Origin of the sequence: Ponticoccus litoralis, from assembly GCF_039769985.1 — a bacterium.
Lineage (GTDB): Bacteria > Pseudomonadota > Alphaproteobacteria > Rhodobacterales > Rhodobacteraceae > Ponticoccus > Ponticoccus litoralis.
This window is the reverse complement of sequence record NZ_JBDNCH010000002.1, coordinates 3,052,075-3,070,729: the sequence shown is the minus strand read 5'-3', so window position 1 is coordinate 3,070,729 and position 18,655 is coordinate 3,052,075. Positions and strand designations below refer to the sequence as shown.

16 protein-coding genes and 3 pseudogenes are annotated in these 18,655 nt (G+C 67.5%); 14 read left to right on the top strand and 5 right to left on the bottom strand.

Annotated elements, in window-relative coordinates; genetic code table 11:
- Window positions 1-79: 79 nt before the first annotated feature.
- Window positions 80-2,110 carry an efflux RND transporter periplasmic adaptor subunit gene (locus ABFB10_RS16225; protein WP_347167296.1) on the top strand — a complete coding sequence of 677 codons (2,031 nt, stop codon included), beginning with the start codon at window positions 80-82 and terminating at the stop codon, window positions 2,108-2,110.
- A complete protein-coding gene (locus ABFB10_RS16220; protein WP_347167295.1) occupies window positions 2,107-5,979 on the top strand; it encodes an efflux RND transporter permease subunit in 3,873 nt (1,290 codons plus the stop codon). Before ABFB10_RS16225 ends, ABFB10_RS16220 begins: the two co-directional genes overlap by 4 nt.
- 292 nt (window positions 5,980-6,271) lie before the next feature.
- Here the strand turns inward: ABFB10_RS16220 and ABFB10_RS16215 are convergent, their stop codons facing one another.
- Complete coding sequence (locus tag ABFB10_RS16215) at window positions 6,272-6,448, bottom strand: DUF2256 domain-containing protein (RefSeq protein WP_347167294.1); 177 nt, start codon at window positions 6,446-6,448, stop codon at window positions 6,272-6,274.
- Between the two features lie 58 nt (window positions 6,449-6,506).
- Window positions 6,507-6,743, bottom strand: coding sequence for a hypothetical protein (locus ABFB10_RS16210; RefSeq protein WP_347167293.1), 237 nt, complete (start codon window positions 6,741-6,743; stop codon window positions 6,507-6,509).
- A 100-nt stretch (window positions 6,744-6,843) separates the two neighbouring features.
- On the opposite strand from ABFB10_RS16210, the gene ABFB10_RS24220 reads away from it, so the two are divergent.
- The 6 genes and pseudogenes from ABFB10_RS24220 to ABFB10_RS16190 all read left to right on the top strand — a co-directional run bounded on the left by ABFB10_RS24220 (window position 6,844) and on the right by ABFB10_RS16190 (window position 11,580).
- Complete coding sequence (locus tag ABFB10_RS24220) at window positions 6,844-7,092, top strand: hypothetical protein (RefSeq protein ID WP_430523024.1); 249 nt, start codon at window positions 6,844-6,846, stop codon at window positions 7,090-7,092.
- An 86-nt stretch (window positions 7,093-7,178) separates the two neighbouring features.
- Window positions 7,179-7,322, top strand: a pseudogene (locus ABFB10_RS24215) (hypothetical protein); the annotation flags it as partial.
- A gap of 181 nt (window positions 7,323-7,503) precedes the next feature.
- Window positions 7,504-9,398 (top strand): annotated as a pseudogene (gene pepN / locus ABFB10_RS16205) (aminopeptidase N).
- Complete coding sequence (locus tag ABFB10_RS16200; RefSeq protein ID WP_347167292.1) at window positions 9,395-10,138, top strand: SDR family oxidoreductase; 744 nt, start codon at window positions 9,395-9,397, stop codon at window positions 10,136-10,138. Before pepN ends, ABFB10_RS16200 begins: the two are co-directional and overlap by 4 nt.
- Window positions 10,135-10,590, top strand: coding sequence for a hypothetical protein (locus ABFB10_RS16195; RefSeq protein ID WP_347167291.1), 456 nt, complete (start codon window positions 10,135-10,137; stop codon window positions 10,588-10,590). The genes ABFB10_RS16200 and ABFB10_RS16195 overlap by 4 nt, the downstream gene beginning before the upstream one ends.
- Before the next feature lie 126 nt (window positions 10,591-10,716).
- A complete protein-coding gene (locus tag ABFB10_RS16190; protein ID WP_347167290.1) occupies window positions 10,717-11,580 on the top strand; it encodes a 1-acyl-sn-glycerol-3-phosphate acyltransferase in 864 nt (287 codons plus the stop codon).
- Window positions 11,581-11,751: 171 nt separating this feature from the next.
- Here the strand turns inward: ABFB10_RS16190 and ABFB10_RS16185 are convergent, their stop codons facing one another.
- Entirely contained in the window at window positions 11,752-12,432 is a 681-nt protein-coding gene (locus tag ABFB10_RS16185; RefSeq protein ID WP_347167289.1) for a lytic transglycosylase domain-containing protein, read from the bottom strand.
- Between the two features lie 470 nt (window positions 12,433-12,902).
- On the opposite strand from ABFB10_RS16185, the gene ABFB10_RS16180 reads away from it, so the two are divergent.
- The 5 genes from ABFB10_RS16180 to ABFB10_RS16160 all read left to right on the top strand — a co-directional run bounded on the left by ABFB10_RS16180 (window position 12,903) and on the right by ABFB10_RS16160 (window position 16,114).
- Window positions 12,903-13,451, top strand: a complete 549-nt coding sequence (locus ABFB10_RS16180; RefSeq protein ID WP_347167288.1) for a hypothetical protein — start codon at window positions 12,903-12,905, stop codon at window positions 13,449-13,451.
- 137 nt (window positions 13,452-13,588) lie between these two features.
- A complete protein-coding gene (locus ABFB10_RS16175; protein WP_347167287.1) occupies window positions 13,589-14,026 on the top strand; it encodes a hypothetical protein in 438 nt (145 codons plus the stop codon).
- A 157-nt stretch (window positions 14,027-14,183) separates the two neighbouring features.
- On the top strand, window positions 14,184-15,701 hold the full coding sequence (gene gatB / locus ABFB10_RS16170) for an Asp-tRNA(Asn)/Glu-tRNA(Gln) amidotransferase subunit GatB (protein ID WP_347167286.1): 1,518 nt from the start codon (window positions 14,184-14,186) through the stop codon (window positions 15,699-15,701).
- A gap of 48 nt (window positions 15,702-15,749) precedes the next feature.
- Complete coding sequence (locus ABFB10_RS16165) at window positions 15,750-15,983, top strand: hypothetical protein (protein WP_347167285.1); 234 nt, start codon at window positions 15,750-15,752, stop codon at window positions 15,981-15,983.
- Window positions 15,980-16,114 (top strand): hypothetical protein, encoded by a 135-nt coding sequence (locus ABFB10_RS16160; RefSeq protein ID WP_023851894.1) that lies wholly within the window; start codon window positions 15,980-15,982, stop codon window positions 16,112-16,114. The genes ABFB10_RS16165 and ABFB10_RS16160 overlap by 4 nt, the downstream gene beginning before the upstream one ends.
- 466 nt (window positions 16,115-16,580) lie before the next feature.
- On the opposite strand, the gene ABFB10_RS16155 is transcribed toward ABFB10_RS16160, so the two are convergent.
- The gene (locus ABFB10_RS16155; RefSeq protein ID WP_031322973.1) at window positions 16,581-16,835 is read right to left on the bottom strand and encodes a BolA family protein; all 255 of its coding nucleotides are present in this window, start codon (window positions 16,833-16,835) and stop codon (window positions 16,581-16,583) included.
- 73 nt (window positions 16,836-16,908) lie between these two features.
- Between ABFB10_RS16155 and ABFB10_RS16150 the strand changes: the two are divergent.
- Window positions 16,909-17,534: pseudogene (locus ABFB10_RS16150) on the top strand (J domain-containing protein).
- 468 nt (window positions 17,535-18,002) lie between these two features.
- Here the strand turns inward: ABFB10_RS16150 and msrB are convergent.
- The gene (gene msrB, locus ABFB10_RS16145) at window positions 18,003-18,458 is read right to left on the bottom strand and encodes a peptide-methionine (R)-S-oxide reductase MsrB (protein WP_347167284.1); all 456 of its coding nucleotides are present in this window, start codon (window positions 18,456-18,458) and stop codon (window positions 18,003-18,005) included.
- Between the last annotated feature and the right edge of the window lie 197 nt (window positions 18,459-18,655).

The window sequence follows — 18,655 nt, the reverse complement described above, 5'->3', positions numbered from 1 at the left end:
GAACGCGGTGGGGGCCGCGCCCGATGATCCACCATTGGCGCCCCGGCGTAAGACCTTTTGAAATACAGATGAGACCCGAATGCGTATCGTTTCCCTGATCACGGCCCTGATTGTGGCCGTCGTCCTTTATGGCCTCGTTATGGAACGGGACCGTCTCCTGGGTTTTGCGCGGGACAATACGCCCGCCGCATTGGCCGGGGCCGACACGCCAGAGCCCGAGGACCCGGCGGCAGAGCCCGCGGCGGCGGTCGCGGAGACACCCGCGGACACGCTGCCCGAAGGCACCGTGCGCGTCATGGCCCACCGCTCGGTGGCGCAGGTGGTCGACAGCGCCGTGGTCCTGCGCGGCGAGACAGAGGCGCTGCGCGAGGTCGAGGTGCGGGCCGAGACCTCGGGCAAGGTGGTCTCGGAACCGCTGCGCCGGGGGGCGCTGGTCGAGGCCGGGCAGCTGCTGTGCAAGATCGACCCGGGCACGCGGCAGGTCTCGCTGCGCGAGGCCACGGCGCGGCTGGCGGAGGCCGGGGCCCGGTTGCCGGAATCCAAGGCGCGCCTCGCCGAGGCCGAGGCCGCCCTGCCCGCCGCCCGCGCCCGCATCCTCGAGGCCGAGGCCGCCGTGCCCGCCACGCAGGCGCAACTGTCCCAGGCCCGCGCCGGGGTGCCCGCCGCCGCCGCCCGCCTGACCGAGGCCAAGGCCCGCGTCCCGGAATCCGAGGCCTATCTGGCCGAGGCCAAGGCCCGCGTCCCCGAGGTCGAGGCCCGGCTGGAAGAGGCCGAAAGCCGCGTCCCCGAGGCCGAGGCCCGGCTGGCCGAGGCGCAGGCCGCCGTGCCCGCCGCGCAGTCGCGCCTGAAAGAGGCCCAGGCCGCCGTGCCCGCCGCCCGCGCCGCGCTTGCCGAGGCCGAGGCGCGGGTGCCAGAGGCCGAGGCCCGCGTGCTGGAAGCCGAAGCGCGGGTGAAAGAGGCCGATATCAACCTCAAGGCCGCGCAGTCGCTGGCCCGCGACGGCTTTGCCGCGCAGACCCGGCTGGCCGCTTCCGAGGCCGCCTTCGAGGCCGCCGGGGCCGGGGTGCAGGCCGCGCAACTGGGGCTGAAGAGCGCCGCCTCGGGCATCGAGGCCGCGAAAAGCCAGGTGCAGGGCGCGCTGGCGGGGGTCGAGACCGCCAAAAGCCAGGTCGAGACCGCCAAGGCCGCCGTGCAGTCGGCGCAAAGCGGCATCCGCAACGCCAAGGCGGGCGTGATCGCCGCCAAGGCCCAGATCCAGAACGCCAAGGCCGGGGTGCAGGCCGCGCAAAGCCAGATCCAGAACGCCAAGGCCGGGGTGCAAAGCGCCACCTCGGATGTCGAGGGCGCCTCTGCCGCCGTCGAAAGCGCCCTGTCGGGCGTCGAGGGCGCCAAGGCCGCCGTGATCTCGGCCAAGTCGCAGCTGGAAGGCGCCGCCGCCGCGGTGCAATCCGCCAAGACCGGCGAGGAAAGCGCGCTCAGCGCCATCCAGGCCGCCGAGGCCGCCATCGCCTCTGCCGAGAAAGAGATCGAGCGCCTGTCGATCCACGCCCCCTTTGCCGGGCTTCTGGAAACCGACACCGCCGAGCTGGGTGCCCTGATGCAGCCGGGCAGCGCCTGCGCCACGGTGATCCAGCTGAACCCGGTCAAGATCGTGGGCTACGTGGCCGAAAGCGATGTGGCCCGCGTCGACCATGGCGCGCAGGCGGGCGCGCGCCTGGTCTCGGGCCGCGAGGTGGCGGGCAAGGTCACCTTCGTCTCGCGCTCTGCCGATCCGCTGACCCGCACCTTCCGCGTCGAGATCCTTGTCGACAACGAAGACCTCTCGATCCGGGACGGCCAGACCGCCGAGATCGCCATCGCCGCCGAGGGCGCCCCCGCGCATTTGCTGGCGCAATCCAGCCTGACGCTGGACGACGACGACCGCCTTGGCGTGCGCAGTGTCTCACCCGAGGAAACCGTGGCTTTCCTGCCCGTCACGCTGCTGCGCGACACCCGCGAAGGGGTCTGGGTGACCGGCCTGCCGGACACCGTGGACGTCATCACGCTGGGGCAGGAATACGTCACCGACGGGGTGCCCGTCGCGCCCAGCTTCGAGGAGATCATCCAGTGACCGGGATCGTCGACTGGGCGGCGCAGCGCGCCCGCATGGTGCTGGCCTTCATTGTTCTGGGCCTCGTGGTCGGCGCCTATGCCTACATCAGCCTGCCGAAAGAGGGCGAACCGGACATCGAGATCCCCGCCCTGTTTGTCTCGGTGCCCTTCCCCGGCATCTCCGCCAGCGACGCCGAGACGCTGCTGGTCAAGCCGATGGAATCGGAACTGTCGGACCTCGACGGGCTGAAGAGCATGACCGCCACCGCCGCCGAGAGCTATGCCGGTCTGGCGCTGGAGTTCGAATTCGGCTGGGACAAGACCAAGATCATGGCCGACGTGCGCGACGGCATGTCCAACGCGCAGGCCGATTTCCCCGAGGGCGCGGAACAGTATTCCATCAACGAGATCAACTTCTCTGAATTCCCGATCCTGATCGTCAACCTGTCGGGGCCCCTGCCGGAACGCACGCTGAACCGTGTCGCCAAGGACCTTCAGGACCGGGTCGAGGGGCTGGATTCCGTGCTCGAGGCCGGGATCGCGGGCGACCGCGACGAGATGCTCGAAGTGGTGATCGACCCGCTGCGGCTGGAAAGCTACAACGTCACCGCGGGCGAGCTGATCACCGTCGTGCAGAACAACAACCAGCTGATCGCCGCTGGCGAGGTCGAGACCGAGAACGGCACCTTTGCACTGAAGGTGCCCTCGAATTTCTCCGAGGCGCGCGACGTCTACGACCTGCCGGTGAAGGTGAACGGCGACCGCGTGGTGACGCTGGGCGATCTGGCGACCATCAACTTGACCTTCGAGGACCGCACTGGCACCGCGCGGTTCAACGGTGTGCAGACGGTCGCCCTGCAGGTGGTCAAGCGCAAGGGCTTCAATATCATCGACACCGCCGCCGACGTGCGCGCGGTCATCGCCGAGGCCCGCGAGGGCTGGCCGCCCGAGCTGCAGGCGGTACTGGACGTGGGCGATTCCAACGACCAGAGCCGTCAGGTGGAAAGCATGGTCAGCCAGCTGGAAGGCTCGGTCCTGACCGCCATCGCGCTGGTGATGATCGTGGTGCTGGCCTCGCTGGGGCTGCGGCCCGCGCTGCTGGTGGGTTTCGCCATCCCGACCTCTTTCCTGCTGTGCTTCGTGCTGCTGGCGATCATGGGTGTGACGATTTCCAACATCGTCATGTTCGGCCTGATCCCGGCCGTTGGCATGCTGGTCGACAGCGCCATCGTGGTGGTCGAATACGCCGACAAGCGCATCTCTGAAGGCTCGGGGCCGATGCATGCCTATGTCGAGGCCGCCAAGCGCATGTTCTGGCCGGTGGTCTCGTCCACCGCCACGACGCTCTGCGCCTTCCTGCCGATGCTGTTCTGGCCCGGTGTGGCGGGCGAGTTCATGGGCATGCTGCCGGTCACGCTGATCTTCGTACTGGCCGCCAGCCTCGTGGTGGCGCTGATCTACCTGCCGGTCATGGGCGGTGTCACGGGCCGCTTTTCGCGCAACATCCACCGCGCCGGCAACTGGCTGCGCGGGGCCACGCCCTGGCTGGTGCGCGCGGCGCTGGTGCCGGTGATGATCTTCGGCATGTTCCTGGGCGCCATGATGGTGCTGAACCCGGCCTACCTGTTCCCCGTCGAGGGCGAGGGGCTGGCGGCCCGCCTGCCCGGCATCGTGACCTTCCTGCTGTTCGCGGTGCTCTCTTCGGTGGTCATGGACGCGGCAGCCCTGCAACGCCGCCGCAAGCGCATCGAGGGCAGCCACCGCCGCACGCCCTTCGGCTACGTGATCAAGGCCATCGCGGGCAATCCGGTCATGCCGCTGGTGACGCTGGGCGCCGTCGGCTTCTTCGTCGCCAGCGTCTTCAGCTACTTCGGCGAGAACAACAACGGCGTCGAGTTCTTCGTCGACAGCGAGCCCGAGCAGGCCATCGTCTACGTCCGCGCGCGGGGCAACCTGTCGCTTCAGGAAAAGGACGCCATCGTCCACCGCGCCGAGCAGATCGTGCTGGCGCAGCCCGGCATCCTGAACGCCTTCGCCTTTGCCGGAGAGGGCGGGCTCGACAACAACACCGGCGGGGCGCAGGCCCCCAAGGACACCATCGGGCAGGTCCAGCTGGAGACCATCCCATGGGAGGACCGCGCCGCCTATGCCCGCGAACACCCCGACGAGGTCACGCTGGAGCAGCTGGACGGCGATTACATCATCGACGCCCTGACCGCCAAGCTGGAGCGTATCCCCGGCATCGAGATCGAGATCCTCGCACAGGCGCGCGGCCCGGCCTCGGCCAAGCCCGTTCACCTGCGTCTGAAGGGCAACGACTGGGAAGACCTGCTGACCGCCACGGCCCCGGCGCGCGAACGGTTCGACACCCTGCCCGCGCTGACCCTGATCGAGGACACGCGCCCCCTGCCCGGCATCGACTGGGAGATCGACGTCGATGTCGAAAAGGCCGGGCGCTTCGGCGCCGACGTGGCCGTGGTGGGCGCCATGGTGCAGCTTGTGACGCGCGGCATCCTGCTGGACAGCTACACGCCAGCCGGGTCCGACGAAGAGATCGAGATCCGCGTGCGCCTGCCCGAGGAAGACCGCGTGCTGTCGACGCTGGACAGCCTCAAGGTGCGCACGGCGGACGGCCTTGTGCCGCTGGCGAACTTCGTCACGCGCCAGCCGGTGGAAAAGCTGGCAGAGATCAACCGCATCGACCAGAAGCGCTATTTCGACGTCAAGGCCGGGGTGAACACCGACCGCAAGACGGTTCGGATCACGATGCCCGCCGAGGTCGCGCGCGAGGCCAGCTTTTACGAGGAACCGCAGCGGGCCGAGGGCGCAGAGGCGCCCGCCACGGTCTCGCACGAGCTTGGCTTCGGCAGCGAGATCCCGGCAGAGCAGGCCCGGGACGGAGGCGGTTACGATCTGTCGCTGGACTTCCCGCGACCCGGCTCTTTGTTCGGTGGCTCCGGCGGCGGGGTCGAAACGCGGTACTTCCAGGTGGAACGCGGGATTTCCGACAGCGAGGCGGCAGAGCTTCAGCGCCTGGTGGACCGGGGGGCGAGTGTCTCTCTGGTGCCCATGACCGCCAACGACCGCATCGCGCAGCTGACCGAGTGGCTGGAGACCGCCCCCCTGCCCGCGGGCATCGAGTGGGAATGGACCGGCGACCAGGAAGACCAGGAGGAAAGCCAAGCCTTCCTTTCCTCTGCCTTCGGTGCGGCGCTGGGTCTGATGTTCATCATCCTGCTGGCGCAGTTCAACAGCCTTTACAACGCGGTGCTGGTGCTGATTGCCGTGGTGCTCTCCACCACCGGCGTGCTGATCGGCATGCTGGTCATGGGCCAGTACTTCAGCGTCATCATGACCGGCACCGGCATCGTCGCGCTGGCGGGGATCGTGGTGAACAACAATATCGTGCTGATCGACACTTATCAGGAATACAGCCGCTACATGCCCCGGATCGAGGCCATCGTGCGCACCGCAGAGGCGCGCATCCGCCCGGTTCTGCTGACCACGATCACCACCATGGCAGGCCTTGCGCCGATGATGTTCGGGCTGTCGCTCGACTTCTTCGCGGGCGGCTATTCGATCGACAGCCCGACGGCGCTGTGGTGGAAGAACCTCGCGACGGCGGTGGTCTTCGGCCTTGGGGTCGCGACGGTACTGACGCTGGTGGTGACGCCCTCGCTGCTGGCGGTGCGGGTCTGGGCCACGACCTACGTGCTGTGGCTGGCGCGCCTGCTGGCGCGGCTGTCGCTGGGCCGCAGCAGCACGGCGGCCCGCGACTGGGCACTGAACCGCGCGGCACGGCGGGTCTCTGCGCCAGAGATCATCTGGGAGGACGAGACCCCGAGCGATCCGCGCCAGCCGGAACTGGCGCTGCGGGCGGCGGAATGACAGATCGGGCCGTCAACCATCGCGCGGTGCAGATCTTGATTTTCGGAGTGGTTTGGGGTAAGTGTTGGGAACGATACAGATCGACGCTCGTCGAACTTCTTTTTAAAGAGCCCCCGGGGTGGTGCAACACCCCGGGGTGACTTTTTGTCAGGCCAGGATGATCATGACGAGGATCGTCAGGATCATCAGCGCGACAGTCAGCCAACGATACATATCTTCACTCATACAAACTCCTTTCCGCATCCTCATAGGATACGCATCGGAGTGTATGTTGGGATGGTTAATGGAACCGTTAAGATTGCGTTGAGGACGGTCGTTCTGCCTGACCGGACGACCTGCGCTCCCGCCTGCACCGGTCCGAGCAATAGCGCACTTCGTCCCAGACCTTCGCCCACTTCTTGCGCCACGTGAACGGGCGCCCGCAGATGGCGCAGGTCTTTTGTGGCAGGTCACCCTTCTTCACGGCCATGCCACGCCAAACGGCGGGGACCCGAAGCCCCCGCCCGACACCCGGACCGCTACCCCCATCACTCCGTGACGGCTGCGCCTTCGCCCGCCACCGGGCCGTCCAGCGTCTCGACGGCCTCGGCGCCCGGCACGACGCGCTCTGCCTCGCTTTCACCCGGAGTATTTCCGACCGCGAAAACCCAGAGGATCCAGCCCACGAACAGCAGCGCGGCAAAGCCTGCGGCGATGGTCATGCCGCCAAGAGCGGGACGGTGGCGGCGCTCTTGCTTCTCGATATTCGTTTGCGGGGCAGACATGTCGTCTCTCCTGTCATCTCGGGGTGCCAGCCATTGCAGCGGCTCACTTGCAGGCCTAACACTTGGCCCAAACCGAAGTTCCAAACCGCCGAGGACCGCCATGAAGGACGCCAGCCCGCAAACCGTCTACCTTTCGGACTACACACCCTTCGGCTGGCAGGTGCAGGACGTGCACCTGACCTTCCGTCTGGCGCCAGAGGCGACGCGGGTTCTGGCCCGCATCCACTTCGCCCCAAACCCCGACGCGCCGAAGCAGGAGTTCTTCCTGCACGGCGAGGATCTGACGCTGATCCATGCGGCCATCGACGGTACCGGACCGTGTCCCCGGTGCAATCGGCGGAGGGTCTGACCTGCACGGTGCCCGACGGGCCCTTCCTCTGGGAATGCGAGGTCGAGATCGCACCCGCGAAAAACACCGCGCTCGAAGGCCTGTACATGTCGAATGGCATGTATTGCACGCAATGCGAAGCCGAGGGCTTCCGCAAGATCACCTTCTACCCCGACCGCCCCGACGTGATGTCGGTCTTCACCGTCCGCATCGAGGGCGGCGAGCCGGTCAAGCTGTCGAACGGCAACCCCGGAAAGACCGGCGAGGGCTTTGCCGAGTGGCACGACCCATGGCCCAAGCCCGCCTATCTCTTTGCGCTGGTGGCGGGCGATCTGGTCAACCACCCAGACCGCTTCACCACCATGAACGAGCCGCGATGTCGAGCTGAACATCTGGGTCCGCCCCGGCGACGAGGGCAAATGCGCCTTCGGCATGGAGGCGCTGAAGAAGTCGATGAAATGGGACGAGGATGTCTATGGCCGCGAATACGACCTCGACATCTTCAATATCGTCGCCGTGGACGACTTCAACATGGGCGCGATGGAGAACAAGGGGCTGAACGTCTTCAACAGCTCCTGCGTGCTGGCCTCGCCCGAGACCTCGACCGATGCCAATTTCGAGCGGATCGAGGCGATCATCGCGCATGAATACTTCCACAACTGGACCGGCAACCGCATCACCTGCCGCGACTGGTTCCAGCTTTGTCTGAAAGAGGGGCTGACGGTCTTCCGCGACGCGCAGTTCACCGCCGACATGCGCTCTGCGCCGGTGAAGCGGATCGAGGATGCGCAGATGATGCGCGGGCGCCAGTTCCCCGAGGATCAGGGGCCTTTGGCGCACCCGGTCCGACCCGAAAGCTTTCAGGAGATCAACAACTTCTACACCGCGACGGTCTATGAAAAGGGCGCCGAGGTGATCGGCATGCTCAAGCGGCTGGTCGGGGATGAGGATTATGCCAAGGCGCTGGACCTCTATTTCGACCGCCACGACGGCGACGCGGCGACCATCGAGGACTGGCTGAAGGTCTTCGAGGATGCGACGGGCCGCGACCTGACCCAGTTCAAGCGCTGGTACTCTCAGGCGGGCACGCCGCGCGTCAGCGTCACCGAGGATTGGGCCGATGGCACCTATACCCTGACCTTCCGGCAGGTCACGCCGCCCACCCCCGGCCAGCCCGATAAGGCGCCGCAGGTGATCCCCATGGCCGTGGGCCTGCTGAACCCCAACGGCGACGAGGTGGTGCCCACCACCCTGCTGGAAATCACCGAAGCCGAGCAGTCCTTCCGTTTCGACGGGCTCTCTGCCCGGCCCGTGCCCTCGCTCCTGCGCGACTTCTCGGCCCCCGTGGTGATGGAGCGTGAAGCCAGCGCCGAGGAACGCGCTTTCCTGCTGGCCCATGACACCGACCCCTTCAACCGCTGGGACGCCTCGCAGATGCTGGGGATCGAATGCCTGATCGCCATGATCACCGAGGGCGCGACGCCCGACACCGCGTGGCTCGACGGGCTGGAGCGGGTGCTGCGGGACACCGACCTCGACCCGGCCTATCGCGCGCTGATGATGGGCACGCCCTCGCAGGCCGAACTGGCCCGCGTGCTGCACGAGCGCGGCCACACCCCCGACCCGGAGGCCATCTGGAACGCCGCCGAGACGCTGGCGCAGTTCCGCGCCGAACGCTGGGCCGACCTGCTGCCGCGCCTCGCCGCCGAGGCCACCGTCGAGGCCCCCTACTCCCCGACGCCGAACAGGTGGGCAAGCGCGCGCTTGGCGCGGGTGTGCTGGCGCTTCAGACGCGGCTGGACGGCGGCAAGGCGGCGCAGGCGCAATTCGACAGCGCCGACAATATGACGCTGCAACTGACCGCGCTTGGCAGCCTCGTGCGGGCGGGCCGCGACGCAGAGGCGCTGGCCGCCTTCGAGGAGCAGTGGCAGGACGACCGCCTTGTCATGGACAAGTGGTTCGGCCTGCAGATCGGCGCCGCGGCGCCCGATGTGGCGGTCGAGCGCGCGCAGGCGCTGACCCGGCATGCGGCCTTCGACTGGAAGAACCCCAACCGCTTCCGCGCCGTCCTTGGCGGTCTGGCCATGCATCACGCCGCCTTCCACCGCGCCGACGGGGCCTCTTACGCGCTGCTGGCCGACTGGCTGATCCGGCTCGACGACCTGAACCCGCAGACCACCGCGCGCATGGCCGCCGTGTTCCAGACCCGGACCCGCTACGACGAAGGCCGCCGCGCGCTGATGCGCGCCGCGCTGGAACGCATCGCGGCGAAGCCGAAGCTCTCGCGGGATACCGGCGAGATGGTCGACCGGATGCTGGCGCAATGAGCGGGCTCCTGATCGTCACCGGGGCCAGCACCGGCATCGGCGCCGCGACGGCGCGCATGGCGGCCTTCAACGGCTGGCAGCGCATCGTCGTGCATTATGCCCATGACAAGGCCGGGGCCGACGAGACGGCGGCCATGGTCGAAAGCATGGGCGCGCAGGCCTATGTGGTGCAGGCCGATGTCTCGAACCCCAAGGCCGTGGCGAAGATCTTTGCGCAGGTGGCAGAGATGAAGCCGGGCCGCATCGGGCTGGTGAACAATGCCGGCATCGTGGCGCCCACCGGCAAGCTGGCGGACCTGACGCCAGAGCGGGTCGCGCAGGTCTTTGCCGTCAACGTCTTCGGCGCCATCGAGGTGATCCGGCAGACGGTCGCGGTGATGCGCGACTGGGGCAAGGGCGGCGCCATCGTCAATATCTCCAGCGCCGCGGCGCGGCTGGGGGCGGCGAACCAATATGTCGACTATGCCGCCTCGAAGGGGGCCATCGATTCGCTGACGCTGGGGCTGGCGGACGAGCTGGCGCCCGAGGGCATCCGCGTGAACGCCATCCGCCCGGGCCTGATCGACACCCCGATCCACGCCAAGGGCGGCCTCCCCGACCGGCTGGACAAGATCGGCCACACGCCGCCGCTGGGCCGCCCCGGCACCGCCGACGAGGTCGCCGAGGCCGCGCTCTGGCTGCTGTCGGAACGCGCCTCCTACGTCACCCGCACCATCGTGGATGTCGCGGGCGGGCGGTGAGCGCCTTCGCCCCGGGCAGCCCCCCGCCCCCGCTGCATCACGCGGCCAGCGGGCGCAGCCTGCGGGCGGCGCTGGTCATCCTGACGGTCTGGCTTGCGGCGCTGGCGCTTCGGCTTTGGCTGCAGGCGCATCCCGCGATCGTCGCGGCGGCGCTGCTGGCCACGCTGCCCGCGCTCTGGGATTTCGCCCGGGCCCGGCGCGCCCGGCTGACACTGGACGACCGCACCCTGTGCTGGCGCTCTGGCCCGGTCACCGGAGAGGTCGCGCTGGCCCGGATCGACCGTGTACGCATGGACACGCGGCTTGATCTTTCGGTGCGGGTCCGGCTGATCCTGCGCGACGGGACGCGCGTGCCGCTGCCACAGGATGCGCTTCCCCCGCCCCACCGGTTGCACGAGGCGCTGGTTTCACGGGGTGTCCTTGTAGAGAAACATCATTTCGCACTTCTTTAGGCGGTGCGCGTATGTTTGCCCATTGCTTCCGCGGGTGTGTGGCTTAAATCGTTAAGTCGGCTAGACTAGCCATGACGGCGCGCCTGTCATCCGTATGATACCGAATCGTGATCTTGGGCCAGTGATATGAAAGACCGCATCGACCCCCTGATCGAGGAACGCGCCCCCTGGCTGTTTGCGGACCGCCCGGGCACCCGTCTCTTGCGCGCGGCACTGTACCGCCTTCTCAGCTACGAGAAGACGCTGGAAATCGGTTCCTCGGTCGACCATCTGCCCGCGCAGGAACTGATGGCGGTGATGGGCGACATGCTGTCCGACGAGGTCGAGGTCTCGGGGCTGGGCAACCTGCCCTCGCACGGACCGGCGCTTGTGGTGGCCAACCATCCCACGGGCATCGCCGACGGCATCATCCTGTATCATATCCTGCGCCAGGTCCGGCCCGACGCCTATTTCTTTGCCAACCACGACATCGTCCGCGCGGTTCCGCAGCTTGACGCGATGATTGCCCCGGTGGAATGGCGTAAGGACAAGCGCAGCCACGGCAAGACCCGCGAGACCATGGCCTATACCCGCCGCGCGGTGGCCGAGGGCCGGCTGGGCGTGATCTTCCCCTCGGGGCGGCTGGCGAAACGGCGCGGCCTGCGGCTGTACGAACGCCCCCGGATGGCCTCTGCCGCGATGATCGCCCGCAAGTTCGACCTGCCGGTGATCCCGATCAACATCCGCGCGCGGAATTCGGTGCTGTTCTACCTCTTCGACCTGATCCACCCGACCCTGCGGGACATCACCCTGTTCCACGAGACGCTGAACAAGGCGCGCCAGCCCTTCCTCGTGCGGGTCGGCGAACCGATTTCCGCCTCGGCCCTGCCCGCGAAATCCGAGGACGGGATCGAGATGCTGCGCCGCGCCACGCTGGCCCTTGGCGGACCGAAGGGAACCGGGCTGTCGCTGGTCGATGCCACCCGCCGCCCGAGCTGGCTGAAGGTCTGACGCTCTTCCCGACGTGAAGCGAAGCGCCCTGACGGCGCGTTTCGATCCAACCGATCCGAAACAGGCCCACGGGGCTGTCGCCGCGCACCCGACCGCCAAAGACGAAAAGGCCGCGCTCCTTCCGGGGGCGCGGCCTTTTCCTTGTGTCCTGACCGACCTGTCCGACGGGCGTCAGAACCGCGCGTGCGACTGGGTCGAGATGATTTCTGCGGCGTTCAGCCCGGGCTTCTTCGCGATCATCTCGGGCCGGGTGGCAGGGCTCTGCGGCTCCGGCCCGATGTGATCGGGGCGCGCCACCGGCTTCAGCGAGGAAAACAGCCCCGAGCAATAGGGTTGCTTGCGGGTCCATGCCTTCATGTCGGCGCGTTTCTTGGCAGAGTGGAACGGCCCCCAGTCGGCGGCCACGCCGCGCATCCCGGCGCTGATCACGCGGTCGCGCTTGACCGTCTTGGCCATGATCCTGAGCGCGCAGGAAAGATTGTCCTCGGGGTCCTTCAGCGCCTCGCCGCTGCGCGCCTTGCAGCCATAGCCACGCGCCGTGGCGGGCAGGATCTGCGTCAGCCCGTACCACTTTCCGCCACCGCCGACGGCACCGGGACGATGCGTGCTCTCGTGCCAGGCCAGCGCCGACGTCAGGCCGACCCAGAAGGCCTCGCGCACTTCGCGGGGGGCGTGAGGGTAGGCCGGGCAGTATTCGGCGATGTCGCGCGGCACGATGTCCGGCAGGACCGTGGCATGGGTCTTCAGCGCCGTGAGGGTGGCAAGGGTCCAGCTTTTCCGGCCAGAGGTCTTGTCCCAGCGCGCGGCGGGGATGACCATCCGGCGGGCAACCGGGCGAAGCGACGTCTTCACCGCTTGCTCGGACACCTGCGGCACAATCGCTTCAGGTTCTGGCAGCGGGGCCAGAGGGGTCTGAACCGAGTTGGCCGAGGCCGGAGCAGCGAGAAGCGTGAATAGTATGGCAGCTATACGCATCATGATCCGGGCAAGCTGCTATGAAGCGCCCCTTGTTGCAAGTGATGCAATTTGTCGCAACGGGGCGGGCCATTGTGCAGGCTGTCGAAACGCCCTGTGCCGGGGGCGCGGACAGGGGCGCTATGGGGCCGGAGGAAGGCCCGGGCAATTCCCGGAACGCGCCGCCTTTTGGTCACAGTGGCCGGGCATCTTGAGGGGCAATGTTCCTGTTCGAGTAGCGCCCCACCATGCGACCCTTTTTCACCAGAATCCCTGTCCTAGGCCCGGCCGTGAACCGCCCCGGCCAACCAAGGACAGGCGCGCGCCGCAGCACCGGCGCATCGGGCCCGGGGCCGCTGCGGCCACGGGTGGAGATCCCGGTCTGCGACCCCTGCCCCGAAACCGAAGCCCGCGACAAGCACCTGACACGGGGGCGTTTTCTGGCCCGGCAGGATGCATGGGACAGGCTTGCGACAGAGTTTCACACCGCCGAGCGCAACCGCCACATGACCCCCGGCCTGCTGCCGGTGGCCGCACTTCTTGCCAGCGGTGCGCGGGCCGATGCGATGGCCGCGGCCCGTGGCGCCGTGCAGCGCACGGAACCGCGCCGCGCCCGCGCCGTTCTTGCCGCCCTCGACCTCGCCATGGAGGACCAGCCGGACTGTCCGGCCACCGCCTTTGTCGCCGCCATGGCCCATGTCGACCTGGCCCGGGACTGGCGCGGCGCCTCGCCGCCGGGCGGCCTGTCGCCTCAGCGGAGAGACGCCTATGACTGGCACATGCGCCGCGCCGCCGAGCTGGCGGACCGCTACGACCCTTTCGAATGCGAATCGCCGGCATGGGCCGAGGTGCGCTGCGCCCTGCTAGAGGCCGCCCCCGGCCCGGCCTGCGCGCCGCCGACGACTTCGAGGATCTGATCGACCTCGCCCCCTTGCGGTCGGTCATTACACGGCCTTGGGCCGCGCCATGCGGCCCAAGGCCTTTGGCAGCTGGGAAATGCTGGAACGGCAGGCCCGCCGCACCGCCGAACGCACCCGCGATCTCTGGGGCGCGGGTGGCTACGCATGGGTCTATATCGGCGCGCTGGAGGTCGACGCGGGCGCCGAGCGGCGCCTCGGATGCCGAGCTTTTCGCCGAGGGGCTGCACGACATCCTCGCCCGCCAGCCCGGCCAGCACATGGCCAACCGGCTGGCCGCCTTCGCGGGCCTGACCATGGGCGGCCCTGCCGGGACCGGCAGCACACGCCGCCGCATCGCCGACAGTCTTGGCTGGATCGCGCAGGATCACCTGCGCGCACTGCACCCGCGCGTCTGGGCCCTTGCGCCGATGCCGGGGCGCGCGCATCCCGCCGAAACCAAGGCAGAGGATCTGGTCCGCCGGGGCCGCATCCGCGCCATGTCCAGCCTTGCGGAATTCTACGCCCCGGCGCTGGAGACCGGCCGCCGCCTTGTCTTCGGCCCCGATGGCATGAGCCTGCTGCGCGACGGCTGACCGGGCGGTCCGGCGGGCGCAGAGGCCCCGGTCCATGGGCGCTCTGCCCCTATCGGCGCCAAATGCGCATGGCCCGCCGCGCTGGCGCTGCCCTGCCCCTTGCCCAGAGCGTCCCCGCGCAGTAGACCGCTTGCCAAATCCGAGACGAGAGGCGGCCATGCTGGACCTGACATTCGAGACCCCGAAACCCAAGGTAATCGCGGGCGCAAAGCACGACTGGGAACTGGTCATCGGGATGGAGGTCCACGCGCAGGTGGCCTCTCAGGCGAAACTCTTCTCGGGAGCCTCGACGAAATTCGGCGCCGAGCCGAACTCCAACGTCTCCTTCGTGGACGCGGCGATGCCCGGCATGCTGCCCGTCATCAACGAATACTGCATCGAGCAGGCGGTGCGCACCGGCCTTGGCCTGAAGGCGGCGATCAACCTGAAATCCGCCTTCGACCGTAAGAACTACTTCTATCCGGACCTGCCGCAGGGCTACCAGATTTCGCAGCTCTACCACCCGCTGGTCGGCGAGGGCGAGATCATCGTCGACATGGAGCCGGGGATCGCCCGCAAGGTGCGGATCGAGCGCATCCACGTCGAGCAGGACGCCGGCAAGTCGATCCACGACATGGACCCGACCATGTCCTTCGTCGATCTCAACCGCACCGGCGTCGCGCTGATGGAAATCGTCAGCCGCCCCGATATCCGTGGCCCGGAAGAGGCCGCCGCCTATATCGCCAAGCTGCGCCAGATCCTGCGCTACCTCGGCACCTGCGACGGCAATATGCAGAACGGCAACCTGCGCGCCGACGTCAACGTCTCGATCTGCCGTCCCGGCCAGTACGAGAAGTATCAGGAAACGCAGGATTTCAGCCATCTCGGCACGCGCTGCGAGATCAAGAACATGAACTCGATGCGCTTCATCCAGATGGCCATCGACGTCGAGGCCAAGCGCCAGATCGCCATCGTCGAGAACGGCGGCACGGTCGATCAGGAAACCCGCCTGTACGATCCCGACAAGAACGAGACCCGGTCCATGCGGTCCAAGGAAGAGGCGCATGACTACCGCTACTTCCCCTGCCCCGACTTGCTGCCGCTGGAGATCGAGCAGGCCTGGGTCGATGACATCGCCGCCTCTCTGCCGGAACTGCCGGACGAGAAGAAGGCGCGTTTCGTCAAGGACTTCGGCCTGTCGGATTACGACGCGGGCGTGCTGACCGCCGAGGTGGTGAACGCCGACTTCTTCGAAAAGGTCGCGGCGGGCGCCGGTGACGGCAAGCTGGCCGCCAACTGGGTCATCAACGAGCTCTTCGGTCGCCTGAAGAAGGACGACAAGGGCATCGAGGACAGCCCCGTCTCGCCCGAACAACTGGCCGGGGTGATCCGCCTGATCAAGGCCGACACCATTTCCGGCAAGATGGCCAAGGACCTCTTCGAGATCGTCTATACCGAGGGCGGCAACCCCGAAGAGATCGCCGAGGCGCGCGGCATGAAGCAGGTCACCGATACCGGCGCCATCGAGGCCGCGGTGGACGAGATCATCGCCGCCAACCCCGCGCAGGTCGAGAAGGCCAAGCAGAACCCCAAGCTGGCGGGCTGGTTCGTCGGTCAGGTGATGAAGGCCACGGGCGGCAAGGCCAACCCCAAGGCGGTGAACGAGCTGGTGGCGAAGAAGCTGGCCGAGGCATGACCCCGGCCTGCCGCCGCGTGGCGGCTGCGATCCGGCGGGGGCCGTGACATGGCCCCCCGCCTGCGCGACACGCTTATGGTCCATAACGAGCGCGTCAAGCTGCTGGCGGGCTTTGCCAATGCGGTCGCCCTGGGCCTGATCGGCTTTGCGATCCTGCGGCCCTTGACCGAAAATTCACTGCACGTAAACTCTCTGACCATAGGCTGGGGCCTTGCCGGACTGGCATTGCACGGGCTTTCGCACTATATTCTGGGCATGCTGCGCAAGGAGAGACCGGAATGACTGGCTTCGAGATCGCGATCCCGCTGATTGCCTTCGCCGTCGTGGGCCTTGGCATCGTGCTGCTGAAACGTGAAACCCGCCGCATCGACGGCTGGCTGGACAGCAAGCGCCCCTCTCACCCCGCTGAATGACCCACGCGCCCCGGCGCGCCTATCGGCCCGCTGGAATAACGCAGAATTTGCGTTTGGCTGACGCTGGGTCACGATTCCCATACTGACAAACGGCCTTGATTTGTGTTAACGTTGGGTCAAGGCCTTCGGAATCGACGGGGGCTTAGCCTCAGGATTGATCGGGGCGTCACAACCAAGGATTGTACTGGGGGTTTTTGAACCTTTTTTGCACCATCAGGGGGCGTGGCCGAAGGGCCTGGCCCCCTTATTGCTGTCGCCCCCCTGCCCGCTGTCCACGACCACAGGTCGGGCCATGCGATGCCAACGCCGCATCCTGCCGCCCCGTCTCCGGACAAGCCCCCCCTGCACAGATCGCGCGTGACGGGGGCCGATGTGCCCCGCCGCTTCGCGCGTCAAGAACGACGGGCACGATGGCTGTCCCCCCACGCCGTTCTTGCGGGCGGCGGCCATCGCGGACGGCGCCGCGTCAGGCGTCGATGTCGAAGGACAACGCATGGATGCGCGTCGTCAGATCCCCCAGCGCCGCATGCATGGCCCGGTGCCGGGCCACACGGCTTTGGCCTGCGAACCCCGGTGCCCGGATCGTGACATGGAAATGGCTTTCGCCGGTGCCGTCATAGCCCGCATGGGACGCGTGACGCTCGCTGTCGTTGCGGATATCCAGCCGTGTCGGCGCAAAGGCCTCTTCCAGCTTTCGGCGCATTTCTTCTGCTCGTGACATTTTACGGTCTGCCCCCTGTCATTGCCTCGCAGATAGTCTATGCTCTGGCGTCCGAGTCGAGAAGAGGTGCCTTATGAGCAGATCAGATCCCTTCGGGTTCGACATGTCCGTGAAGTCCGCGAAGAAAAAAACCCGCGTGGACGCAAGAGCATGACCGGCGAGTCCGAAACCTCCACACGCGTTTGCGACCACCCCGGCTGCGAAGAGGCAGGCAAGTTCCGCGCGCCCAAGGCACCGGACGTTCTGGATGACTTCTACTGGTTCTGCCGGGACCACGTGCGCGAGTACAATGCCAAGTGGTCGTTCTTCGAGGGCAAGACCGAGGCCGAGATGAACGCGCAGGAAAGCGCCGACAAGGTCTGGGAGCGCAAGACCAAGGAGTGGCGCGACCCCGAGGCCAAGGCCTGGGCAAGACTGGGCATCGAGGACCCGCATCAGGTGCTGGGCGACAATGCCACGCGCAACCCCGGGCGGCAGAAGCCCGGCGGCGGGCGCAAGCTGCCCCCGACCGAGAAGCGCGCGCTGGAGATCCTCGATGCCGAGCAGGCGCTCACCAAGGTCGAGATCCGCAAGGCCTACAAGAAGCTCATCAAGGTGCTGCACCCGGACATGAACGGCGGCGACCGCAGCCAGGAAGAGCAGCTGCAAGAGGTTGTCTGGGCCTGGGACCAGATCAAGGACTCGCGCAGCTTCAAGTAAGGCCGCGCCCGGACAGGCGCGTGCCACGGGATCAGGGCCGGCCAATCGGGGCCACGGCCCCTGCCCTGCCGGGCTTGGATGACAGACGGGCGGCGCCACGGGGCCGCCCTTTTCCGTTTCGTGACGGCCCTCGGGTGCCCAGCCCGAAGCAGCCCGCACGCCTGCGAGCCCGACCGGCAGCGCCGCGCGCGCGGCGTGCAACGGCCGGTCCGCCCCCCAAGCGCCTGACCGCGCAACCCCTGCCGGGGCTGGCACCGGCCTCGGCAAGGCCCTTTCCGGCATAAAAAGCCCTTATCGCCAGAATGGACGCAAAATTAATCTACCTAAGGTTGATTAATTTCTAGACAGCTATCGTTCTAGCGTGCAATTCTCCATCACGGGCCCAGAGCTCCTCCACTCACGAACAGGGGCACCCGCAGCCATCCGGGTGCCCTTTTCGTTTGTCCGCCCGCCTTCCGACCCGGCCAGTCAGGCCGGGCGGAAGGTCATGGCGATGCCGTTGATGCAGTGCCGCTTGCCGGTCGGCGCCGGGCCGTCATCGAAGATATGACCCATGTGGCTGCCGCAGCGGCGGCAGTGGCATTCGGTGCGGGTCACGAAAAGCTTGCGGTCCGGCTTCGTCTCGACCGCATTCGGCAGGGCCTGCCAGAACGAGGGCCAGCCGGTGCCGCTGTCGAACTTGTGCCGGGACGAATACAGAGGCAGATCGCAGCCCTTGCACAGGAAGCTGCCCGCGCGCGTCTCGTCATTCAGCGGCGAGGTGTAGGCGCGTTCAGTCCCTTCCTCGCGCATGACGTGGAACTCGGCCTCGGTCAGCATGGCGCGCCATTCCTCGCGGCTGCGGCTGACCTCGAAGGCGGCAAGGGCGGGTTGGCTGAGGGCGGGCAGCGCCAGGGCGCCCGTCAGAAAGATGCGGCGTTTCATCGGCTCCTCCTTGGCTTTGGCGTGTCGGTTTCGGCGTTGTCTTGGTTTTCGGCGCGGGCCGGGCACACCGGCCTGCTTCAGAATAGAGCGCCCCCGGCCTGCGGGGGCAAGCCGGGGGCGCGCACGATCCCGTCAGGCATATTGGGGTCGCCCAACGCTTCGTGCACGGCGGGACGGGAAAACCACCCGTTTTGCAC

What these genes read in the sequence shown, in the direction of transcription:
- ABFB10_RS16225 (WP_347167296.1), top strand. Translation starts at nt 80, where the DNA reads ATGCGTATCGTTTCCCTGATCACGGCCCTGATTGTGGCCGTCGTCCTT.
- ABFB10_RS16210 (WP_347167293.1), bottom strand. Translation starts at nt 6,743, where the DNA reads ATGTCTGCCCCGCAAACGAATATCGAGAAGCAAGAGCGCCGCCACCGT.
- ABFB10_RS16190 (WP_347167290.1), top strand. Translation starts at nt 10,717, where the DNA reads ATGAAAGACCGCATCGACCCCCTGATCGAGGAACGCGCCCCCTGGCTG.
- ABFB10_RS16160 (WP_023851894.1), top strand. Translation starts at nt 15,980, where the DNA reads ATGACTGGCTTCGAGATCGCGATCCCGCTGATTGCCTTCGCCGTCGTG.
- ABFB10_RS16200 (WP_347167292.1), top strand. Translation starts at nt 9,395, where the DNA reads ATGAGCGGGCTCCTGATCGTCACCGGGGCCAGCACCGGCATCGGCGCC.
- ABFB10_RS24220 (WP_430523024.1), top strand. Translation starts at nt 6,844, where the DNA reads ATGAAGGACGCCAGCCCGCAAACCGTCTACCTTTCGGACTACACACCC.
- ABFB10_RS16215 (WP_347167294.1), bottom strand. Translation starts at nt 6,448, where the DNA reads ATGGCCGTGAAGAAGGGTGACCTGCCACAAAAGACCTGCGCCATCTGC.
- ABFB10_RS16155 (WP_031322973.1), bottom strand. Translation starts at nt 16,835, where the DNA reads ATGTCACGAGCAGAAGAAATGCGCCGAAAGCTGGAAGAGGCCTTTGCG.
- gatB (WP_347167286.1), top strand. Translation starts at nt 14,184, where the DNA reads ATGCTGGACCTGACATTCGAGACCCCGAAACCCAAGGTAATCGCGGGC.
- msrB (WP_347167284.1), bottom strand. Translation starts at nt 18,458, where the DNA reads ATGAAACGCCGCATCTTTCTGACGGGCGCCCTGGCGCTGCCCGCCCTC.
- ABFB10_RS16165 (WP_347167285.1), top strand. Translation starts at nt 15,750, where the DNA reads ATGGCCCCCCGCCTGCGCGACACGCTTATGGTCCATAACGAGCGCGTC.